The sequence below is a fragment of the Kinneretia sp. DJ1R-11 genome (genome assembly GCF_025717595.1).
GTDB lineage: Bacteria > Pseudomonadota > Gammaproteobacteria > Burkholderiales > Burkholderiaceae_C > Paucibacter_A.
In genome coordinates this window covers 192,172-212,680 of record NZ_JAJIRR010000003.1, presented here as the reverse complement: position 1 = coordinate 212,680, position 20,509 = coordinate 192,172, and the positions used below count along the sequence as shown (strand labels likewise).

The window sequence follows — 20,509 nt, the reverse complement described above, 5'->3', positions numbered from 1 at the left end:
CCTACAACAGCATCTCGGGGCTGACGCTGCATCTCAAACAAGCTTCGGGGGAGCAAGTCTTGCCCCTGCCCTCTAACCGGCGCACGGTACATTGCTATAAAAAAAGGCCCGACTCCTGATGGAACCGGACCCTATCCACTCTTGCTGGCGTGTTCGCTGGTTCACAGCCTCAGCGAACCAGGGACTCGCGGAGCTCCGGGATATGAATCCCGGGGCGCCGTCCTCACTGGCTACGCGTGGTCACCTTGAAGGGGACCTGGAAGCCGCCAACATTGAGCGTGCCTGTCGTGGTGGTCAGCGGTAGATTGCTGCTGCGCACACGCACGCGGATCGTTTGACCCTTGGTGATGGTGCCAGGCGCACTCGTGAAAGCTGCGCCGGCGATGCTGTACTCACCGTTCTCCACACTGACCGGGGCAGCCGTGTTGATACCCCAGATGCCGGCCGAAGAGGACACAACGAGGGTGTCAACAGCAGCGTTGGTGGCTTCGGCAAAGGCAAATACATCAGGCACCGGGTCCTCAGCCACGGTGGTGACATCGAAGTTGGCGCTGACCCCACCGATGGTCACAACGGCACGCTTGGTACTCAAGAAGCCAGAATTACTCGTGACACGAACTCGAACACCCTGACCATCCAGCACCGTACCAGGAGCACTGGTGAAAGCCCCACCACTGACACTGTACTCGCCACCTTCGATCGTAATCGGCGTGGCTGCGTTGATTCCGCCAATTGTGAGCGTCGCCGACACCACCTGAGAGTTGAGCAACACCCCTGAAATCGGAGCAAACGCAAATGCGTTGGGAATGCGATCAGCAGCCACGGTAGTCACGTCAAAGCGAGTGGTGTAGGAGCCAACCATCAGATTGACGCTTTGGGTCGACTGAAACTCAGCTCCTGTGGTCAAACGAACGCGGACGCTTTGTCCGTTGCTGACAGTGCCCGGCGCTGCAGTGAATACCCCACCGTTGATGCTGTACTCACCCCCCGCCACACTGATTGCGGCCGCCGTGTTGATACCAGAAATAACTTTACTTTCCGAAGTGACGACCGTACTCGGCCGGGCCACAGTGTTCGCGAGGAAGGTAAAGGGCTTGGGCGTGCCGTTGGGCGCCGCCGTCACCACAGTGAAGGTTCCAACGACACCACCGATGTTCAAAGAGACCGTGCTGGCGCTCGAGTACTGAGCGCTGCTAGCAACTCGAACGCGCACAGATTGACCATTGAGAATGGTTCCTGGTGCGCTCGTGAACGCGGCGTTGTTGATGCTGTATTCACCACCCGCCACGCTGACAGGCGTCGCGGCGTTGACCCCTGTGATGCTGACTGCAGGTGAAGTGATCACGCTTGCCAAATCAGCATTGCTCAGGCTCGACCAAGCGAATGCCGTCGGCGTTGTATCCATGCCAACCGTCGTCGCTGCAAAGCTGGCAGATACACCGCCAATGGTGAGCACCGCCGTGTTGATACCGCCGTAGCTCGCACTGCTGGTCAAGCGCAGGCGAACCGACTGCCCTGCGGAAACAACCCCGGGTGCACTGGTGAATGCAGCGCCATTGATGCTGTACTCACCGCCACTGACGCTGATCTGGGCCGCGCTGTTGATGCCCCGCACGGTTACCCCGGCAGAAACCACAACCGAAGAGACTGCGACTCCACTGACCGAGGGAAATGCAAAGGCATCAGGGACTGCGTCCAGGCTGCCAGTCGTGACATCAAACACCGAAGTGACCGTTCCAATGGTCAAGGCCGCACTGCTCTTCACGCCAAATTCAGCACTACTTGTCAAACGGACCCGGACAGTTTGCCCCTTCTCGACGGTTCCAGGTGCCGATGTGTAAGCCGCACCCGACACACTGTACTCGCCTCCTGTGATGCTAATCGGGGTTGCCGTGTTGACGCCCCACACACCAACACCGTTAGAAATAATGGGCGAGTTCAAGGCTACGTTGCTCACGGCCGCAAAAGCGAATGCATCAGGCGTGATGTCTTCGGCAACGGTCGTGACGGTATAGGCCGCATTGACAGATCCGACCGTCACGATGGCCGTCTTGGTCGTCGCAAAGGTTGATGCACTCAGCATACGAACCCGGATACCTTGGCCGTTAGAAACCAGTCCCGGCGCCGTCGTGAACACGCCGCCATTCACACTGTACTCACCACCCGTGATGGAAACCGCTGTCGGCGTATTGACGCTGAGCGTCGCCGTTCCGGAAATCACCATGGTGTTCAACAAGGCCTTGGTTTCTGGAACAAACGCAAACGGCTTCACATCACCGCTCACTGCAAGCGTCGTCACATTGAAGCTTGCCGCGACGCTGCCCACCGAGAGGGTGGCGCTGCGGGGCGACGAATTTGCGCCACTGCTCAACACCCGTACTCGCACTGCTTGTCCTGCTGCAATGACTCCAGCCTGGGCGGTAAACGGGGCACCGTCGATGCTGTATTCACCGCCGGTGATCGATACCGGCACGCTGCCATCAATACCGGCCACGGTCACGGGGCCAGAAACCACCCATGTATTCAACGCAGCACCGGAAACCGCTGCAAAGGAGAACGCATCCGGCGTGACGTCGCCGTTTGAAACTTGGACCATCAGCGCTTTTTGCGCAGTCGCCCCACGGTCGTCGGTGATCGTCACAACCACATTGAAACTGCCTGCGCTAGCGAAGCGATGGCTCGCGCTCGGGCCCGAAGCTGTGCTGCCATCACCAAAATCCCAGAGGTAGGACACGATTTCCCCATCGCTATCTCTGCTGGCGCTTGCATCAAACGAAAACGTAGTTTCGAGGGAGCCGCTTGCCGGCGTCGCAATTGCAGCCGCAATGGGCACTTGGTTGACATTGCTGTCGGACTCAGTCAGTTGCAAAGTCCAGATTCCGCCCTGAATGGCTTGTCCGGGTTCGCGACCGCCGAACAACACACTGACCTTGGCAATGGGGTCATAGGCCATGGTGCCGATGTAACGTCCCGGCGGCGTCACGGTCGGGGTCACATCGGTCCAGATGTTTTTCGCGTAGTCGTAGATCCACAAATCACGAAACAGAGTCGCTTCCGTCGGATTGACGGAGTAGATGTCCTTCACCGAAGTGCCACCGAACATCACTACCACGCCTCGCTCTTGGTCAAAAGCCATCTGGTGGGTCATCCGGGCAGGAGGACTGACCGGCGTGATCATCTGCGTCCAGGTATTGGTGGAAAGCTTGTATGCCCAGGTGTCGCCGAGTGGGCCACGTCCGCCCGGGCAACGGCTGTCGGAACCGTCACACCGACCGCCAAACAAAATGAACACGTCATTGACCGAGTCATAGACCATTGCGCTGTTGATTTCGCTGCGCTTGTACGGTCCAACCTCTGCATTGGGCTTCTTCAGAACCCAAGTCTTGGTCGTTGTATCCAATGCCCAAGTGTCATTCAAAGTAACGCCGTTGATCGAACCACCAAACATGACGATGGTCTTGTCAGCGTTTGAGTAAGCGGCTGCGGGTGTGTTCGACCCGTAGCCCACATGAGGAGTCGGCCCGGTATAGCCCCAATGTTCAAGCTGCAACCTGCCCCATTGCCGACTCTCAGGCGAGTAGTACCAGGACCCGCCGTCAGTCCAAACTTTGATTTGGTACGTTGCGCCTTGATTGAGTCCAGCAATCGAGGTGGCAAGCTTGATGGTTTTGGTGGTTGAGTCGTAGGACGAGATGAACGCTTTACCGCCGCTGGTCGTGACGGTCCAGTCCTTGAAATAGTCAGACGTCACGTCACCGGGCAAACTTGCATCGACGATCGTGGTCGAGTTAGTACCGGCCTGCGCAGTTTTGATGGCTGCAGCGGTACCGGAACACTTGTGGCCGCCCCCCGAAAGCGACCAATACAGGTGGTTGAACTCATCGTAAACCACGGTCTGCGTGTCCCGGCCGTCCGGCCCCGAGAAACCAAAAGTCCCGGGGCAGTTTTCAGCGGGGTACTCGACCGCAGTCCACTTGTCAGCCAGCGTGTCGTACTGCCAAATGTCAGAGACAAAATTGGCTCCCGCACTGCCCCCGAAAAACACCAACTTGCCATTGAGCGAATCGAAGGTCAGTGTGGTCCAACTGCGTGGACCGGGATCGAGCGGGGAACGGAATGCAGCCAATGGCGCTTTCTTGGTCCACGTGGCGACGATAGCAGCAGCCCAGGAGGAGCTGGCAGCTAAGCTGAGGGCCAAAAGCGTAGTCGCCGTCCTTGATACCTTGTACATAGGCAATCCCTTGAAATATGGCAAAGCCCGGCACGCCGGGCAACTTGAGAAGCGTAAGTCATCCGGCTTTTTTTGACCGCCCCCTTAATCAGGGGGAACCCGTGAGAAAGGCCACTCATTGCACCCGCCCCCCCCTAACTGGGTGCACCGAATACACGCGGCGCGTCAACGGAATGACCCAAGCGGCGGAGCTTCGCGGTCGAACAATCTACCGAGCCTAGGCTGAAGCGGCGGTGCGAACTCTCAAGCCATGGCGAGAGGCTTCCGTTCAGGCACCAAAGGTCGACTGCGTCCGTGGGATCGCTTGCTTCAAGTGCCGAGCAGCAAAATGGGATCGTCAAGTTCGAGCGAATGGAGACCACATGCCGAGCGCACAGCCGCAGCGCCAATGCCTCTCAACCTGATTACCAGCCAAACTCGAAGACTCCCGAGCTGCTTCAAGCAGCAGAAGGGCTCGAGTGAGCAGGCCTGCCAGAGCGGTGGGCTCAGCGCGTGCTGCGGCGGCGCGCCATCGCGCCCACGGCCAAGAGACCGGCAGCCATCAGCGCATAGCCGCTGGGCTCGGGCACGGCCGGCGTCAGGGAGGCGATCTCAGCGCTGCTCAAGGCCTGGTCGTAGAAGGCGATGTAGTCCACCTTGCCGGCACCGGCCTCGCCGCCGTCATCGATGAAAAAGCGCGCGCCCGCATCCACGAATACGGCCTGATTGCCGGTATCCAAGAAACTGTGCTGCAGCTGGCCGTTGAGGTAGGTGTAGACCTGCTGGCTGCTGGCGTCGCGGCTGATGGTCACGCGGTTGAATTCGTGGGTGTTGAAGCTCGTCGGGCCGGGGTTGGAGCCGAACACATAGAGATTCAGGACGCCATCCCGGCTGTAGAGGCCGTTGTCGGTGGCGCCCTGCTTGAAATCGAGCAAACGGCGGTAGCCGCTCAACTCATAGGCCTCGTAGCTGAAGTCGATGGTGTAGCTGCCGCCCAAGGCGCCGGCAAAGCTGAGGCCCTGATTGGCTTGATAGCTGACGCCGCTGGCATCGAGCGAAGCGCCAGGGCTGGCAATCAGGTCGGCACCGCCCATCGCGTCCCGCAAATTGCCGTTGAGCAGGTAGAGGTGGCTGGGCGTGGCGGCATGGGAGCCGATGGCGAGCAGCGACAGGGTCAGGGCGATGGCAGTCTTATTGATCACGAGGGTTCTGACTTTGAGTTTGGATGCGCAAGCGCAACTATGAGGCCAAGCAGCCGGCTGAGCGCGTGCTCCAGCCCACCGATACAGGGGGTTTGCCTGAGCGGCACGTGTGCTTGGTCACAGAACACCAAGCGCATGCGCCCTGTTGGCGTTCAGGGCTGAGTCGCTGCAACTGCACTCTTGAACTGATAGCGGCCGTCAAAAGGCACATCGCCCCAGGCCTCAACACAACCTTCGGCCTTCAAGCGCACGCCGCCGGCGGCACGCATGAGCGTCATCGTGCAACGCCCGGCGCTGTGGCTCCAGCCGCCTGGCGCATCGCTGAGTTGGCCCTCACCAGAGCCAGCACGGGCAGCGCCGGACTTGCTCTTCACCTTGATCTCAAAACCGCCATTGGCCTTGACGAGCAGGCTGCGGTCGAAGTTGCGATCGCTGCCGTCGTACTGCCCCGGTGCTGGCGTGCTGATGAATGCGCCCGGCTCAGGCGCGCTGTCCGGCTTGCCGCCGGCGGAGTGCCCGGCATCTAGCGCGGGCGCCACAGCCGGCGCGATCTTGCCGTCGGCGCTGACACCCGAAACCCAGACGCGCATGGTGTCGTGCGGGTACTCCCACTCGTAGCCCAGTTGCACAAACATGGAGCCGATGTAGAACACACCGCCGCCGTACATGAGATTGCGTGCAACCGGGTCGGTCGGATAGGGCTGCTTCGGCGCCACCGGGCCATCATCACGGACCTGGCCCGAATTCTTGTTGTAATTGAACTTCACCGGCCAGGGGCTGCGCACCGTGGTGAAACTGATATTGAATGCCAGGTCGGTCGCGCACATGCGCAGATTCTCGAATTTCTCGCTGGTTTTCTCATCGGTCCACAAGGTCACCTGGTAATTGACGCACTCATTGGGCGTGTTGCTGCGGTTTTCCCACTGACCCAGGCTTTTGGAATGGCTGAGGATGCGAATCGCCACTTTCGGAAACGCCGGCGGATTCATGTCATTGCGCACCGGGTGCGCCTTGAACAAATCCTTGAGTTTGGTGTCGGTCAGCTTTTGATAGCTCGCGCCGGCCTTGTCATTCGGGTTGGCGGTGCCATCCTGCCCGGTCAGCCCGTTCTTATTTAGCGCCTTCTTGACGCTGTTCATCAGCATGGAGCCAAAACCGCCCGAGCTCTCGCTTTGCTGCTGTTGTTGCTGTTGTTGTTCCTGTGCCTGCGCGGACACGCTGAAACTTAAAGGCAGCGCGCACAGCGCCATTTTCAAAACTGTGGCTCTCATATTCATTCCCCCCTGCGGACAGATCAATTCGAATTCTTCTCAGTCGAAAATTCGCTGGCGATGATAGGTGGCGCGCGGTTTTCAAATGTTCGTTTTGGTAACACGCGCGCATCATCACAATTCGCACATGAGTAACAGGAAGGCAGCAAAGCGCTGGATCAGCGCATCTTGGGCCAGCAAAGAAAAAGCTCGGGGCGCTTCCGAATCGGGCTCTGCCTATTCAGTCGGCCAAAATGGTGCCTGTCAACACTTCAAGCAAAGGCATCGAACGCTATCGCCAGTTGGCACTCGACACTCGCTTGGCAGGCATCTCAAAAGTCGTACACATGCTCAAGGACGACAGCGTCACGCGTCGCCGAAGTCTCACGCAAAGCATGGGCCAGCCCAGCAATCGGTACGGCAAACACTACGCGCTTGCGTCCGGGCTGAGTCAATATCGCTTGCTCAAACAGAACACGACCACGACCAGGTGACCAGGACTCAGGCCCGATTTGGCTGACCAGTACCTCGCCCCTGTTTCCGGCGATCTCGACAAAGTCCAGTCCCTGCGAAGCAAGCCACTGGCTGTAGTGGGTAAAGCCCTCGTAGCGCGGAATCGTGGCCAGCACAGCGCCGTCACTGCGACTGAGGCCCAATGGCTGCAAGTCCGGGTAGGCTGCAGCAGGCGATGCCGCCGCACTCAACACAATGGCGGTAGTTGATTCCGGAGCGTCGTAAACAGTCTGCGAACCCAGCTTGATGAGGCGGGCATAGCCCTCTTTCACCAGCAACTCTGAAGTCAAGGCAAAGCGCCGCTCCCAACGACGAATCAAATCCGGCCCTGCACTGGGCGCGTCTTGCCAAAGCAGCTTGAGCTGGGCCAAGAAATCAAACTTGTACCAAGGATCCACGCGGATGAAGTCCACATAGGACTGAGCGTAACGCGCGGCGAATCCTTCTTCGGGCACTTGCCGCGCTGACTTGGTGGCCTCAGCCAGTCGCCCTATGGTGTGTTCATACGTAGCCTTGAGGGCATATTCCACCGTCGTGCTGAGGCCGATCACCATCACCATCAGGTGATAGCCAGCATTGAAGGGGTACTTCGCAATCTCCTTGTTGACGGCTGCATAGGACTGCCAAAACTGTCCGATGTGTGCATACAAGGGAAAGCGACTGGGATGCTCAGCCGACGCAATGAAACCCGCATATTCCGCCGGGCTGTGCACCAGATACCACTCAGGGAAAGTGAGAAAGGTCTGGTCCGGCGAGCGACGGTGCTCCGCCGGCGCCAGAACCTCGCCGCTCGGCGCCTGAGCAGCGACACTAGAGATCGCGCCCAGCCAGATCAATATGAAACACAGGCCCAGTGAACATTGGCGACGCATCAGGCTGTCTCTCCATCATTTCTCACCACCAAGGCGTCCAGTCGGGGAGCCCCGCGTTTGATGAAAGCAAACAGAGTGTTATTGGTTGGATCGTTGTCTTGCAGGAGGCGCTCGCGGCTGTCATCAAAGCCGGCGGCATCCAAGCGTTCCACCCAGGCCGGGGCCGACTCGAAGTAGCGCAGTTCACGCTGATTCACCTCCCAACTCTCACCCAGTCCGACATTGAACACCGTGTGCGCCAGCGACACCAAGGCACGCATCTGAGGCGTGCCCACGTCATGGTCTCGTACGATGAAGATGCCGCCCGGACGAAGGATCCGATGCACCGAATTCAAGAAGCCAAGCAGCGTTTCCGGGCTCATATGGTGCAAGCCGATATAGCAGGTGGCCAAATCAAAGCTTGCGTCCGCCAGTTCTGAAGTCGGCAATGGCGCAAACTCGGCCAGACCCACATGAGCGCCAAGCAGCCTGACCTGCCCACGTTCCAGCATGTCAATCGGCGCATACGTCGGTGGCTCGGCATCGACAAATACCTGCGGCCCGGTCAATGAAAGCGCAGCAGCCAAGCCTCGGTAGTAGCGGCCCTTGGAGCCGATTTCGACATAGCCGTTGAACGAGGTTCGCCCCAGGCTCGCCAGCAACGCCAGTGTCTGCCGCGCCATTTCCGCCTTCTGCTTGAAAAGCGCTGGCAAGGCGTAGACCAGATCCGCTGCAAATGGTTTGATTGAGCGGATCTCTCGCTGGAGATGTCGATAGATGTCCTCCTCGCTGCGGTGGAGCTTGCAGGACTCGCCGATCAGATGATGGAGCCGGTCTTCCGGCATGGTGCGGAAGACGTTTTGCAGGAAGCGATAAAACGCATCCGAAAGCACCACATCGCCGAATACCCGATGGAAATCGGTCAACGTCGATTCATCGTTAGCACTGCTGGATTCCTTCTGGCGCCAAGCCCGGTAGTACTTATCCCACAAGACATTGGTAAACCGGAATTGTGGATCCAACTCACTCTTGAGCGCAAAGAGCTGACCCGCCTTTGGGTATGCACGGTGAAACTGCTCGACCGTGGCGTGAGGCTGGTAAGGAAGGTAATAGGTACCGCCAACCGACAACGCCGCATCGATGAGTTCGCGGGTCCAAACACCCACGCGCGATTTGGCGTTTTCGCGCGTTCTCTGTTTGTGGTACAGCACAAAGGCAAAGGTTTCGGTCGGTGCCCAGTTGAGCAATGTGTGCTCATCGGGCATGGCATGCCGAATTGAAATGTTCAGCGCATTGACTCGATGCCGGTTCAAGATCGCAGCCATCACGGGCACGAACTCGGTGAGCCGTTCTACGGGCACGAAATACTCCTGCAGCACATACGTTCGATCAGAGCGCGAAGGCGGCTCCAACTCAGCAACGTCGTAGCCAGCCTCATAGTTGCGCCAGTGAACCTTCTTGCCCATGTACACCAAGGGATCGATGAACTTCTCGCGCCGTTCCTTGCCGAACGGAGTTTCTGAGATCGCCCAGATGAAGTACTGGTGTAACGGGTAGCTTCGGCGCAGCGCTTGCAAACGCTCCTTGGTCGTCACACCGTCTTCAGTCTCGACCCAGGTGACCGAGCGAACCGCGCCGTAGCGCGGCGCATAAATGTCCGCGTTGTGAAAGACGGCCCTCGGGTTGCCTCGTACGGTGTTTTTGAAAAACTCCCAATAGTCCGCCAACGGCATCAGCTGATCAACGCGCTTCACCCGCTTGTTCTCAGCCAGATCAAGTTCGACCTCCACCACAACCCCAAGCGCGCCATAGCCGCCAATCACGCCGAAGAACAATTCCGGTCGCTGGTCGCGGCTTGCCTCCATCACTGAGCCATCGTGCAGCACGAGCTTGATGGCTCGCACCGACAAGACCAAAGGCCCCAGTCCAACGTAGCGGCCGTGGCAATTCACACCCAAGGATCCACCTACAGTGAAATTGGCATAGGTCTGCATGATCTTCACCGCCAGACCATGAGGATCAACAAAGCGCTGGACATCGCACCAGCGCACTCCAGCCTGCACGCGGATGGTCTTGTCTGAGGGCGAAAACGAAACAACTTGATTCAGCGCCCGCATGTCAAAGTGCAAGCTACCCGGGCTCGCGATCTGCCCACCCATGCTGAATCGCCCCCCACCTATGGACACGGGGCCATTGGTGCGGCGCAAAGCCTCTTGGACTTCGTCGACGGAACTCGGCGCCACGATGGCCATGACCCGAACTGGATTGAGCTGCGTGACGTCGTTGATGGTGTGGTGCGTGCTCATGCCTGGGTACTCCTGGGACGGTCGGTCTGCACAGTGAAGTAATCCAGGTGTTGGCTGCACCTTGAACCGAAGCGCTTGGCATGCTCGGAAGTGCCACGCAAACCGCATTCGCCCAGAAGCAAAAGCGCCCCTACGACAGGCACGGCGACCAGCAGAATCCACCAGGCGGAATGCCCCCTGTCATGCAATCGCCGCCCCCAGATTGATACCAGCATCAGCAGCAAGATTGCAGAAGCAATCAGATCAAACGGTGAACCCGCGATCTCTTCGACAGATACAAGGAGCCAGAGGCCCACGGGCAGCACGGTCAGGTGGCGAAGCCAAAACCCGCCACGTCCCAAACGTCCGGCGGTACTGAATTCCCACAGCAATTGCATAGCTACATTCTTCCTCAATGGCCAAGTCAACCAAAGGCCGTTCTCACTCGCGCCAACTGGCTGTGCCGAGGCCTCTGAAGTCCGACACAAGAGGCCCAGCTAGTTTTCACTTACTGTGGTGCAAACAGGCCCTGAAAACCTCAAGCATGCCGCCAGCTTCAGCGCTTCGATCGGTGCGCCTTTACCTCCGCTGCCGGCCATCGCATGATGCCGCGCATTGATGCGATCCGAGCGCTGAATAGCGCGCGAAATCACCGCATTTGCAGGCCAAAATCTACAGGGCAGAGTCGCAAAGAAAAAGCCCGGCCCGTGTCCGGACCGGGCCTTTCATGGCGCTCGGATGCAGTGTTACTTCCACGCCGGCCACAAATGCATGGGTGAGCCGCACCGACTTCGAAGGCCGCACCTATAGCCCAAGGCACGAATTCTCATGTTCATATGGCGCGCCCAATGGGTCAGGACAAATCGAAGAACGCCGGGTAGCGAGTGCGGTCTATTTTGGCGTTCTCGCAGCTTGTCCAAAGCCAGGCAACTTGGCAGGGGCAAAGGCAGGTTGATGACACCGACTTCACTTTGCTCCTCTGCTTGCCATGGACGCTCAAAACTCAGCCCCTGATTCGGCCATCTGCTGGAGGGGTGCTGTGCATCAGCACATTCTCATCCACGACTTTGCTGGCGGCCTTTGCTCTTGTCGTCAGCGTGGCTATGTCTGCCAACTCAGAAGCCGGCTTTCTTGGGCAAAATCCTGGCCCTGCCTAGCGCAACAAGACGTCGCCCACCACATCCAACTTGGCCTTGTACCCGGGGAAAGACTTCAACAAGCACAAGTGGGTTGCAAAGGGCCATTCCTCCTTCGCAAGGGCTTGCACAATCTCTGGACCCTTGCTACGAAGGGAGGCCCATGCCGTCAACTCCAACACGATGACATAGGTCTCAAAGCTCGGATCCATAGCGATCTGGCGGCGCACCAACCAAGCCCGCTTCACGCCTTGGGTGTGGCGCGCCATCAGAGTGGTGGCTTGCGCGCGTGCATCAGGGCTCAGCGTGGGGGCCAACAGCGGTTCCTGATCATTGAGGTTGTCCACCTGCCGCGCACGCTCTTGCTCCCAGTCGTCCCGGTCTCGCCAGCGCTGGGCCCAGGCCTCGGCCGCGACGGAGTCCCGGCCGAGCAGATAGCGCCAGGCCTTCTCGCTGGCACCTTTGGTGGCTTCTGCATCCAGGGCGATGGCGCGCTCTAGGTGGGCCAGGCCGCTGTCGTCCTTCTGGTCTAGGCGGGCAACTCCTTCCAGAAACTGCCCCAGTGCATGTTCGGGGTGCGCAGCATTGAAGGCAGCCAGGCCCTCTCGATGGTCAGACTCAGGGTCCAGGTTCAAGGTCAGGCGCAGCATCTCCAACTCTTGGTCGCTGCTACGTGACTCCAATGCACGCAAGTCAGCCAGGGCCTTGCGACGCTCTAACCAGCTTTGGTGCTGCTCAGACCAGCCCTCCTGCACAGACTCCCGCCAGGCCACTTGCTGCGCCTCGCGCAACTGTGTCAGTTGAGGACCCAACCACACCTCGGCAGCGGACGGCCCCTCCAAGGAGCCTGGGCTGTGGCCAAGGGCTTCGTCTGGCATGCCCAGGGCGCGCAAACGCTGGCGCAGGGTGGGATGGGTGTCCAGCGGCTTGGGCTGGCGATCCAAGGCATCGCTGAGCCAGCGCAGATCGGTGACTCGTTCTGCAGCCACCTCCTGAGCCCAGCGCACGGCCAGGTCGCTCGGGGGCAGCGCCTGCAGGCGGACGGTGTCGATGGTCTTGTCCATGAAGGCCGAATGGCAGGCCATGGCGACATTGCTGCGCTTCAACGCGCTTTGCGCAGCAGGAATGCCCACCAATTCGGCCGCTGCGGCATCGGCTTGGTACTCCTGCCGTCGGGCCAGAACAAAGGTGTAGGCGTTGAAATAGGGCACATACCAAGCTACCAAGCGGCTGGGTAACTTGCCTAGATGGCCTTGCCATGCGCCCAGATGGAGTTGCACGGTGGACCATGTGAGGCGCAGCCGGTAGATGAAGGCGCCAAAACGGCCATGTGCACCGCTCAAGTGGCCATACTCGTGGGCGACCACGGCCATGGCCTCATTCGGGCTCATCGCCTCCAGCAGGGGCAGACCCAGCAGCAAATAGTTGCGTGGAAAGCCCATCAACCCAAAGGCTGGGCGCTGCACCACGGCGGCGTTGACGTCGTCAACCAAGAGTACGTGATGAAAGCGGGGACCACGCATGTGCTGGCGCATGCCATCTAAAGCCTTGAACAGTGGAGGCGCATCTTGCGGAGTCAACTCGCGCCCTTGCGGAGCCGGCAGGCGGATCAACAAGGCCTTGAAGGAGTGCTTCACCAGCATCCACACCGGAATGATGGCCAAGATCACCAACTTGCCCAACTTGGCCACCAAGAGCCATACCGCAGCAGGCCCAGCCACCACCATCCAGATCAAACCTCCCACAGCGGCCAAAAGCACCAGCCCGGCCAAGCCTGCCAAGGCCAGCACAATCACAAAGCCAAGCAGCACCAAGCCGATGACCTGGGCCATGTAAAGCCAGGGGCGCTCTTGGCTGGTCGCCTCGAGGCGCGCCACCATGCGCTCAAACTGCGCCATCTCCATTGAAAGCCTCCTCCAGATCTCTGCGCTTCATGGGGTCTGTGCCCCGATCGCCGACATTCTCGTTGGAGCCCCAAAACGCAGCAAGCTCCAGCGTCGAACAAGAGGCCGCAGAAGCCAAACCTTTCGGCCGTTCGAATACAAGTATGTCACGGGTTAGGGTCGACCCAAGGCCACGGCGCTGATCCGCCTGAAGCGCCTCTTGGGCGCCCTGAGTCAGTCGCATTCCGACCTAGCGACCACGGAGCAGTGGCGGAGACAACCGGCCCCAGCCCTTGGTCCACCAAGTCATGCGCTGAATGCCCTCGACATCGGGTACCGCTTACACCGCTTCGCCCCATCCGGCGACGCCACCCCCGCAGCTTCGCTGCTTGGTGCATCGCCGCCTTCTCGCAGCCGGGCTCGGCTCGCGCGGCAATGCACGGTGGCATTGCCCGCAGCCCAATGCGCGACTGGATGTGACGATTTCCAGCCATGCAGGCGATAGCGGTCATGACACGCATCTGGCCGCAGCATTCGCGGCGATTTCAGCAGCAGCACTGCTCTCAGGTGGTGCACCAGACGCTTTGGGAGAACTGGCCCGGGCGCCTTGTAGGCACATGAGGAATCTGCTGGGGCCAAGGAATCCCCAAATGGCAAAAACAGAGCCCTGGACAGTCTCCCGTCCAGGGCTCTTGAGTCCGCGCCGTAACGATTTACTTCCTTGCCGGCGGCAAATCCGTGCAAGACCCATGTGCCACTTCCGCCGCCATGCCGATGCTTTCGCCCAGCGTCGGGTGCGGGTGGATGGTCTTGCCGATGTCGACCGCGTCCGCGCCCATCTCGATGGCCAGAGCGATCTCGCCAATCATGTCGCCGGCGTGGGTGCCGACGATGCCGCCGCCGACGATGCGGTTGGTCTCTTCATCGAAGAGCAGCTTGGTGAAGCCTTCGTCGCGGCCGTTGGCAATCGCGCGGCCCGAAGCGGACCAGGGGAACAAGCCCTTCTTGACCTTGATGCCTTGGGCCTTGGCCTGGTCTTCGGTGAGACCCACCCACGCCACTTCCGGGTCGGTGTAGGCCACGCTGGGGATCACGCGGGCGTCGAACTGGCTCTTGCTCAGGTGCGCATCGCCGAGGATGGCGCCGGCGGCCACTTCGGCCGCCACATGGGCCTCGTGCACCGCCTTGTGCGCCAGCATGGGCTGGCCGACCACATCGCCGATGGCGAAGATGTGCGGCACATTGGTGCGCATCTGCACGTCCACATTGATGAAGCCACGGTCGGTCACGGCCACGCCGGCCTTGTCGGCGGCGATCTTCTTGCCATTGGGCGTGCGGCCCACGGCCTGCAGCACGAAGTCGTAGACGCCTTCGCTATTGACACCGTCCAGGCCTTCGAACTGCACCTTGATGCCTTCAGGCGTGGCCTCGGCACCGACGGTCTTGGTCTTCAACATGATGTTGTCGAAGCGCTTGGCGTTCATCTTCTGCCAGACCTTGACCAGATCGCGGTCGGCGCCTTGCATCAGGCCGTCCAGCATCTCGACCACATCGAGGCGTGCGCCCAGGGTCGAGTAGACCGTGCCCATTTCCAGGCCGATGATGCCGCCGCCGATGATCAGCATCTTCTTGGGCGTGCCCTTGAGTTCCAGCGCGCCGGTCGAATCGACGATGCGCGGATCTTGCGGCAAGAAGGGCAGGCGCACCGCTTGCGAGCCGGCCGCGATGATGGCTTGCTTGAAGCGCACCACCTTCTTGGCGCCGGTCTTGGCCTGGGACTCGCCGGCGGTTTCTTCGACTTCCACATGGAAGGCGTCGAGGAAGTTGCCGTAGCCACGCACGGTGGTGACCTTGCGCATCTTGGCCATCTGGGCCAGGCCGCCGGTCAGCTTGCCGATCACCTTTTCCTTGTGGCCGCGCAGCTTGTCGATGTTGACGGTCGGGGCGCCGAAGTCCACGCCCAGATCGCCGAGGTGCGAGACCTCATCCATCACCGCGGCCACATGCAGCAAGGCCTTGGACGGGATGCAGCCCACATTCAAGCAGACACCGCCCAGGGTGGCATAACGCTCCACCAGCACGACCTTCAAACCCAGGTCAGCGGCGCGGAAAGCGGCTGAGTAGCCGCCCGGGCCGGCGCCCAGCACCAAGACATCGGCTTCCAGATCGACCGGGCCGCTGTAGCTGCCGGCGGCGGGGACGAAGGCGGGAGCGGGTGCGGCCACGGGGGCCGACACAGGGGCGGCGGCAACAGGAGCAGCAGCAGGCGCAGGCGCCGCAGCCGCTTCGGACTCCAGCACCAGCAAGAGCGTGCCCTGGTTGATCTTGTCACCCAGGGCGACCTTGACTTCCTTGACCACGCCGGCATGCGAGGACGGGATCTCCATCGAGGCCTTGTCGGACTCCACGGTCACCAGGCTTTGCTCGACCTTGACCGTGTCACCGACCTTGACCAGCAGCTCGATGACGGCCACATCCTTGAAGTCGCCGATGTCGGGAACTTGTACTTGAACCAATGCCATGTCAGGGTTCTCCGGTCAGAGCACGATGCGGCGGAAATCGGCCAGCAGCGAAGCGAAGTAGACATTGAAGCGCGCCGCGGCCGCGCCGTCGATGACGCGGTGGTCCCAGCTCAAGCTCAGCGGCAACATCAGGCGCGGCTGGAAAGCCTTGCCATCCCATTTAGGCTCGATCTGGCTCTTGCACACGCCCATGATGGCCACTTCCGGCGCATTGATGATGGGGGTGAAGTAACGACCACCGATGCCGCCCAGGGACGAGATGGTGAAGCAGCCACCGCTCATCTCGGCCGGCCCCAGCTTGCCGTCGCGCGCCTTCTTGGCCAGCTCGCCCATTTCGGCGCTGATCTCGAAGATGCCCTTCTTGTCGGCATCCTTGATCACCGGCACCACCAGGCCATTGGGCGTGTCCGCCGCAAAGCCGATGTGGAAGTACTTCTTCAACACCAGCTTCTGGGCGTCGCCCTCGCCTTCCAGCGAGGCATTGAACTCGGGGAATTTTTTGAGCGCCGCCACAGCCGCCTTGATCATGAAGGCCAGCATGGTGACCTTGACCGCCGCCGGGTTCTTCTCGTTTTCCTTGTTCGTTTGCACGCGGAAGGCTTCGAGCTCGGTGATGTCGGCGTCGTCGTGGTTGGTCACATGCGGGATGACCACCCAGTTGCGGTGCAGATTGGCACCGCTGATCTTCTTGATGCGGCTGAGGTCCTTGCGCTCGATGGCGCCGAACTTCTCGAAGTCCACCTTGGGCCAGGGCAGCAGGCCAGCCAGTCCGCTACCAGCCGAAGCGGGTGCGGCAGCAGGTGCCGTAGCCTTCTGCGCCACGGTCTGCAGCGCGCCGGCCATCACGGCCTTGACGAAGGCCTGCAGGTCTTGCTCCTGGATGCGGCCATTCGGGCCCGTGCCCTTGACCTCGTCCAGGGGCACGCCGAGCTCACGCGCCATGCGGCGGATGCTGGGCGAGGCGTGCGGCAGCTTGCCCTTGAGCACGCTCGGGTCGTGAGCGGGCAAGGCTACAACTGCAGCAGCCGCCGGCGCGGCCACCACGGCTGCAGCAGCCGGAGCAGCCACGGGCGCAGCAGCAGGTGCAGCTGCGGCAGGCGCAGCGGCCACAGGTGCCACAGGTGCCGCAGCAGCAGCGCCCTGCACTTCCACCAGCGCCAGCAGCGAGCCCTTGGCCACCTTGTCACCGAGCTTGACCTTGAATTCCTTGATCACCCCGGCGTGCGAAGACGGGATCTCCATCGAGGCCTTGTCGCTCTCGACCGTGATCAGGCTTTGCTCGACCTTGATGCTGTCACCGACCTTGACGAAGACCTCGATCACCGCCACCGACTCGAAGTCGCCGATATCGGGCACGAACACTTCGACCAGGCTGCTCGCTGATGCGGGGACTGCGGCCACCGGCGCAACCGCCACCACTGGGGCAGCGACCGGAGCCGGTGCAGCAACAGCTGCCGCAGCAGGAGCGGCCACCGCCGCCGAGCCCGCAGCCTCGACCAGCAGCACCAGGCTGCCTTCATTGACCTTGTCACCCAAGGCGACCTTGATCTCGCGCACCACGCCAGCGTGGCTGCTGGGGATCTCCATCGAGGCCTTGTCGCTCTCGACGGTGATCAGGCTTTGCTCCACGGACACCGTGTCGCCCACCTTGACGAGCAGCTCGATCACCGCCACGTCCTTGACGTCCCCGATGTCGGGAACTTTCACTTCTACCAATGCCATGTCTGTCTCCGCGAGCGCGATCAAGCGTACAGGGGGTTGATCTTGTTGACGTTGAGGCCGTACTTGGCAATCGCCTCGGCCACCTTGGCGGCCGGGATCTTGCCTTCATCGGCCAGGCTCTTGAGCGCGGCGACGACGATGTAGTGGCGGTTGATTTCGAAGTGCTCGCGCAGCTTGGAGCGGAAGTCCGAACGGCCGAAACCATCGGTGCCCAGCACCTTGAAGCTGCGGCCGGCCGGGATGAAGGCGCGGATCTGCTCCGCGTAGTTCTTCATATAGTCGGTCGAGGCCACGACCGGGCCGCTGGTGCGGCTCAGCTGTTGGGTCACGAAGGGCACGCAGGACAGCTCGGTCGGGTGCAAGAGGTTCCAGCGCTCGGCGTTCTGGCCGTCGCGGGCCAGCTCGTTGAAGCTCGGGCAGCTCCAGACATGGGCGCCCACGCCCCACTCCTGCTCCAGCAAGACCTTGGCCGCCTGGCTTTCGCGCAGGATGCTGCCGGAGCCGAGCAGATTGACCGTCAGGGCCGTGCCGGCCTGGGCTTCTTCCAGCAGGTACATGCCCTTCAAGATCTGCGCCTCGGTGCCGACCTTGAGGCCGGGCATGGCGTAGTTCTCGTTCAGCAGGGTGATGTAGAAGTAGACGTTTTCCTGATCTTCCACCATGCGCTTGAGGCCGTGCTGCATGATCACCGCCACTTCGTGCGCGAAGCTCGGGTCATAGCTGATGCAGTTCGGAATCGTGCCGGCCAGGATGTGGCTGTGGCCGTCTTCGTGCTGCAGGCCTTCGCCGTTCAGCGTGGTGCGGCCCGAGGTGCCGCCCAGCAGGAAGCCGCGCGCCTGCATATCGCCGGCCGCCCAGGCCAGGTCACCGATGCGCTGGAAGCCGAACATCGAGTAGTAGACGTAGAACGGGATCATGACCCGGTTGTTCGTCGAATAGCTCGTGGCCGCAGCGATCCAGCTGGCCATGCCGCCGGCTTCGTTGATACCTTCTTGCAGGATCTGGCCGTCCTTGGCCTCGCGGTAGTACATCACCTGGTCCTTGTCGACCGGGGTGTAGTTCTGACCTGCGGGGTTGTAGATGCCGATCTGGCGGAACAGGCCTTCCATGCCGAAGGTGCGGGCCTCGTCGACCAGGATGGGCACAACGCGCGGGCCCAGGTCCTTGTCGCGCAGCAACTGGGTCAGGAAACGCACATAGGCCTGTGTGGTCGAGATCTCGCGGCCTTCGGCGGTCGGCTCGAGCACGGCTTTGAATGTGTCCAGCGGCGGTGCGCTGAAGCTCTCGTCGGCTTTGACGCGGCGCTGCGGCAAGTAGCCGCCCAGGGCCTTGCGGCGCTCGTGCAGATAGCGCATCTCGGGCGTGTCGTCGGCCGGCTTGTAGTAGGGCAGCTTGGGCAGCTCGCTGTCGGGAATCGGGATGCCGAAGCGGTCGCGGATGTACTTGATGTCCTCGTCGGTCAGCTTCTTGGTCTGGTGGACGGTGTTCTTGCCTTCACCGGCCTTGCCCATGCCGTAGCCCTTGACGGTCTTGACCAGCAGCAGGGTCGGCTGCTTGGAGTCATTGTTGTGAGCCGCATGGAAAGCGGCGAAGACCTTCTCGGGCTGGTGGCCACCGCGGCGCAGCTCGAAGATCTCTTCGTCGCTCATGTGCTCGACCAGCTTGGCGGTCTCGGGGTACTTGCCGAAGAAATGCTTGCGGACGTAAGCGCCGTCATTGGCCTTCATGGCCTGGTAGTCGCCGTCCACGGTTTCCATCATCAGCTGCTTGAGCTTGCCGCTCTTGTCGCGCGCCAGCAGCTCGTCCCAGCCCTTGCCCCAGATCAGCTTGATGACCTTCCAGCCGCTGCCGCGGAACTCGCCTTCGAGTTCCTGGATGATCTTGCCGTTGCCGCGCACCGGGCCGTCCAGGCGCTGCAGATTGCAGTTGATGACGAAGACCAGGTTGTTCAGGCCTTCGCGTGCGGCCAGGCCGATGGCGCCCAAGGATTCCGGCTCGTCCATCTCGCCGTCGCCCATGAAAGCCCAGACCTTGCGGTTCTCGGTGTTGGCGATGCCGCGCGCATGCAGGTACTTCAGGAAGCGCGCCTGGTAGATGGCCATCAAGGGGCCCAGGCCCATGGACACGGTCGGGAACTGCCAGAACTCGGGCATCAGCTTCGGGTGCGGGTAGCTGGACAGGCCCTTGCCGTCGACTTCCTGGCGGAAGTTGTCCAGCTGCGCCTCGTTCAGGCGGCCTTCCAGGAAGGCACGGGCGTAAATGCCGGGGGCGCTGTGACCCTGGATGTAGAGCAGATCACCGCCATGCCCCTCGCTCTCGGCATGCCAGAAATGGTTGAAGCCGGCGCCCAGCATGGAGGCCAGCGAAGCGAAGGAGCCGATGTGGCCGCCCAGATCGCCGCCGTCCGCCGGGTTCAGGCGATTGGCGCGCACGACCATGGCCATGGCGTTCCAGCGCATATAGGCGCGCAAGCGCTTCTCGATCTCGATATTGCCGGGGCAACGCGCTTCCTGTTCGGCAGGAATGGTGTTCACATAGGCCGTGGTGGCCGAGAAAGGCACGTCAATGCCGGACTGGCGGGCATGCTCGATCAGGGTGTTCAGCAGGAAATGGGCACGTTCACCACCTTCTTCACCAATGACGGCGGACAGAGCGTCCAGCCATTCCTTGGTTTCCAGCGAATCGGTGTCATTGGCGGCTGCGCCTAGAAAGGACTGGGGCTGCGCGGACATGGCTTGTCTCCGAAGATTTGACTCGAGGGGCATGCAGCGGCTGGTTTTGCGCCAGCTTCACTGCCCGTCCCCAGGCTAAAAAACCTTGCCCGGACAAAGCTCCGGACAAAGCAACGGCTTGAACGTCGTGTGCGTTTGCGACGAGTGTCTCACAAGATTTGCCCACTCTCAAATGGTGCGAATGCATTTCATATTGCGAAACA

10 protein-coding genes are annotated in these 20,509 nt (G+C 61.0%); all 10 read right to left on the bottom strand.

The genetic code is table 11. The annotated features are described in order from the left end of the window. Positions 1-223 precede the first annotated feature (223 nt). The gene (locus tag LNV23_RS07600; RefSeq protein WP_263562423.1) at positions 224-4,231 is read right to left on the bottom strand and encodes a Kelch repeat-containing protein; all 4,008 of its coding nucleotides are present in this window, start codon (positions 4,229-4,231) and stop codon (positions 224-226) included. 485 nt (positions 4,232-4,716) lie between these two features. Continuing rightward, a complete protein-coding gene (locus LNV23_RS07595; RefSeq protein ID WP_263562422.1) occupies positions 4,717-5,412 on the bottom strand; it encodes a LamG-like jellyroll fold domain-containing protein in 696 nt (231 codons plus the stop codon). Between the two features lie 152 nt (positions 5,413-5,564). Beyond that, on the bottom strand, positions 5,565-6,629 hold the full coding sequence (locus tag LNV23_RS07590; protein WP_263562421.1) for a hypothetical protein: 1,065 nt from the start codon (positions 6,627-6,629) through the stop codon (positions 5,565-5,567). A gap of 365 nt (positions 6,630-6,994) precedes the next feature. Beyond that, positions 6,995-8,047: a hypothetical protein gene (locus LNV23_RS07585; RefSeq protein WP_263562420.1), complete on the bottom strand. Its 1,053-nt coding sequence runs from the start codon at positions 8,045-8,047 to the stop codon at positions 6,995-6,997. After that, positions 8,047-10,332 carry an FAD-binding protein gene (locus tag LNV23_RS07580; protein WP_263562419.1) on the bottom strand — a complete coding sequence of 762 codons (2,286 nt, stop codon included), beginning with the start codon at positions 10,330-10,332 and terminating at the stop codon, positions 8,047-8,049. The genes LNV23_RS07585 and LNV23_RS07580 overlap by 1 nt, the downstream gene beginning before the upstream one ends. Next, positions 10,329-10,709, bottom strand: a complete 381-nt coding sequence (locus LNV23_RS07575) for a DUF805 domain-containing protein (protein ID WP_263562418.1) — start codon at positions 10,707-10,709, stop codon at positions 10,329-10,331. The genes LNV23_RS07580 and LNV23_RS07575 overlap by 4 nt, the downstream gene beginning before the upstream one ends. Positions 10,710-11,464: 755 nt before the next feature. Beyond that, on the bottom strand, positions 11,465-13,351 hold the full coding sequence (locus LNV23_RS07570) for a M48 family metalloprotease (RefSeq protein ID WP_263562417.1): 1,887 nt from the start codon (positions 13,349-13,351) through the stop codon (positions 11,465-11,467). Between the two features lie 692 nt (positions 13,352-14,043). Continuing rightward, positions 14,044-15,852, bottom strand: coding sequence for a dihydrolipoyl dehydrogenase (gene lpdA, locus LNV23_RS07565; RefSeq protein ID WP_263562416.1), 1,809 nt, complete (start codon positions 15,850-15,852; stop codon positions 14,044-14,046). A gap of 15 nt (positions 15,853-15,867) precedes the next feature. After that, a complete protein-coding gene (aceF, locus tag LNV23_RS07560; RefSeq protein WP_263562415.1) occupies positions 15,868-17,574 on the bottom strand; it encodes a dihydrolipoyllysine-residue acetyltransferase in 1,707 nt (568 codons plus the stop codon). A 20-nt stretch (positions 17,575-17,594) separates the two neighbouring features. Continuing rightward, positions 17,595-20,306: a pyruvate dehydrogenase (acetyl-transferring), homodimeric type gene (gene aceE, locus LNV23_RS07555; protein ID WP_263562414.1), complete on the bottom strand. Its 2,712-nt coding sequence runs from the start codon at positions 20,304-20,306 to the stop codon at positions 17,595-17,597. Positions 20,307-20,509 lie beyond the last annotated feature (203 nt).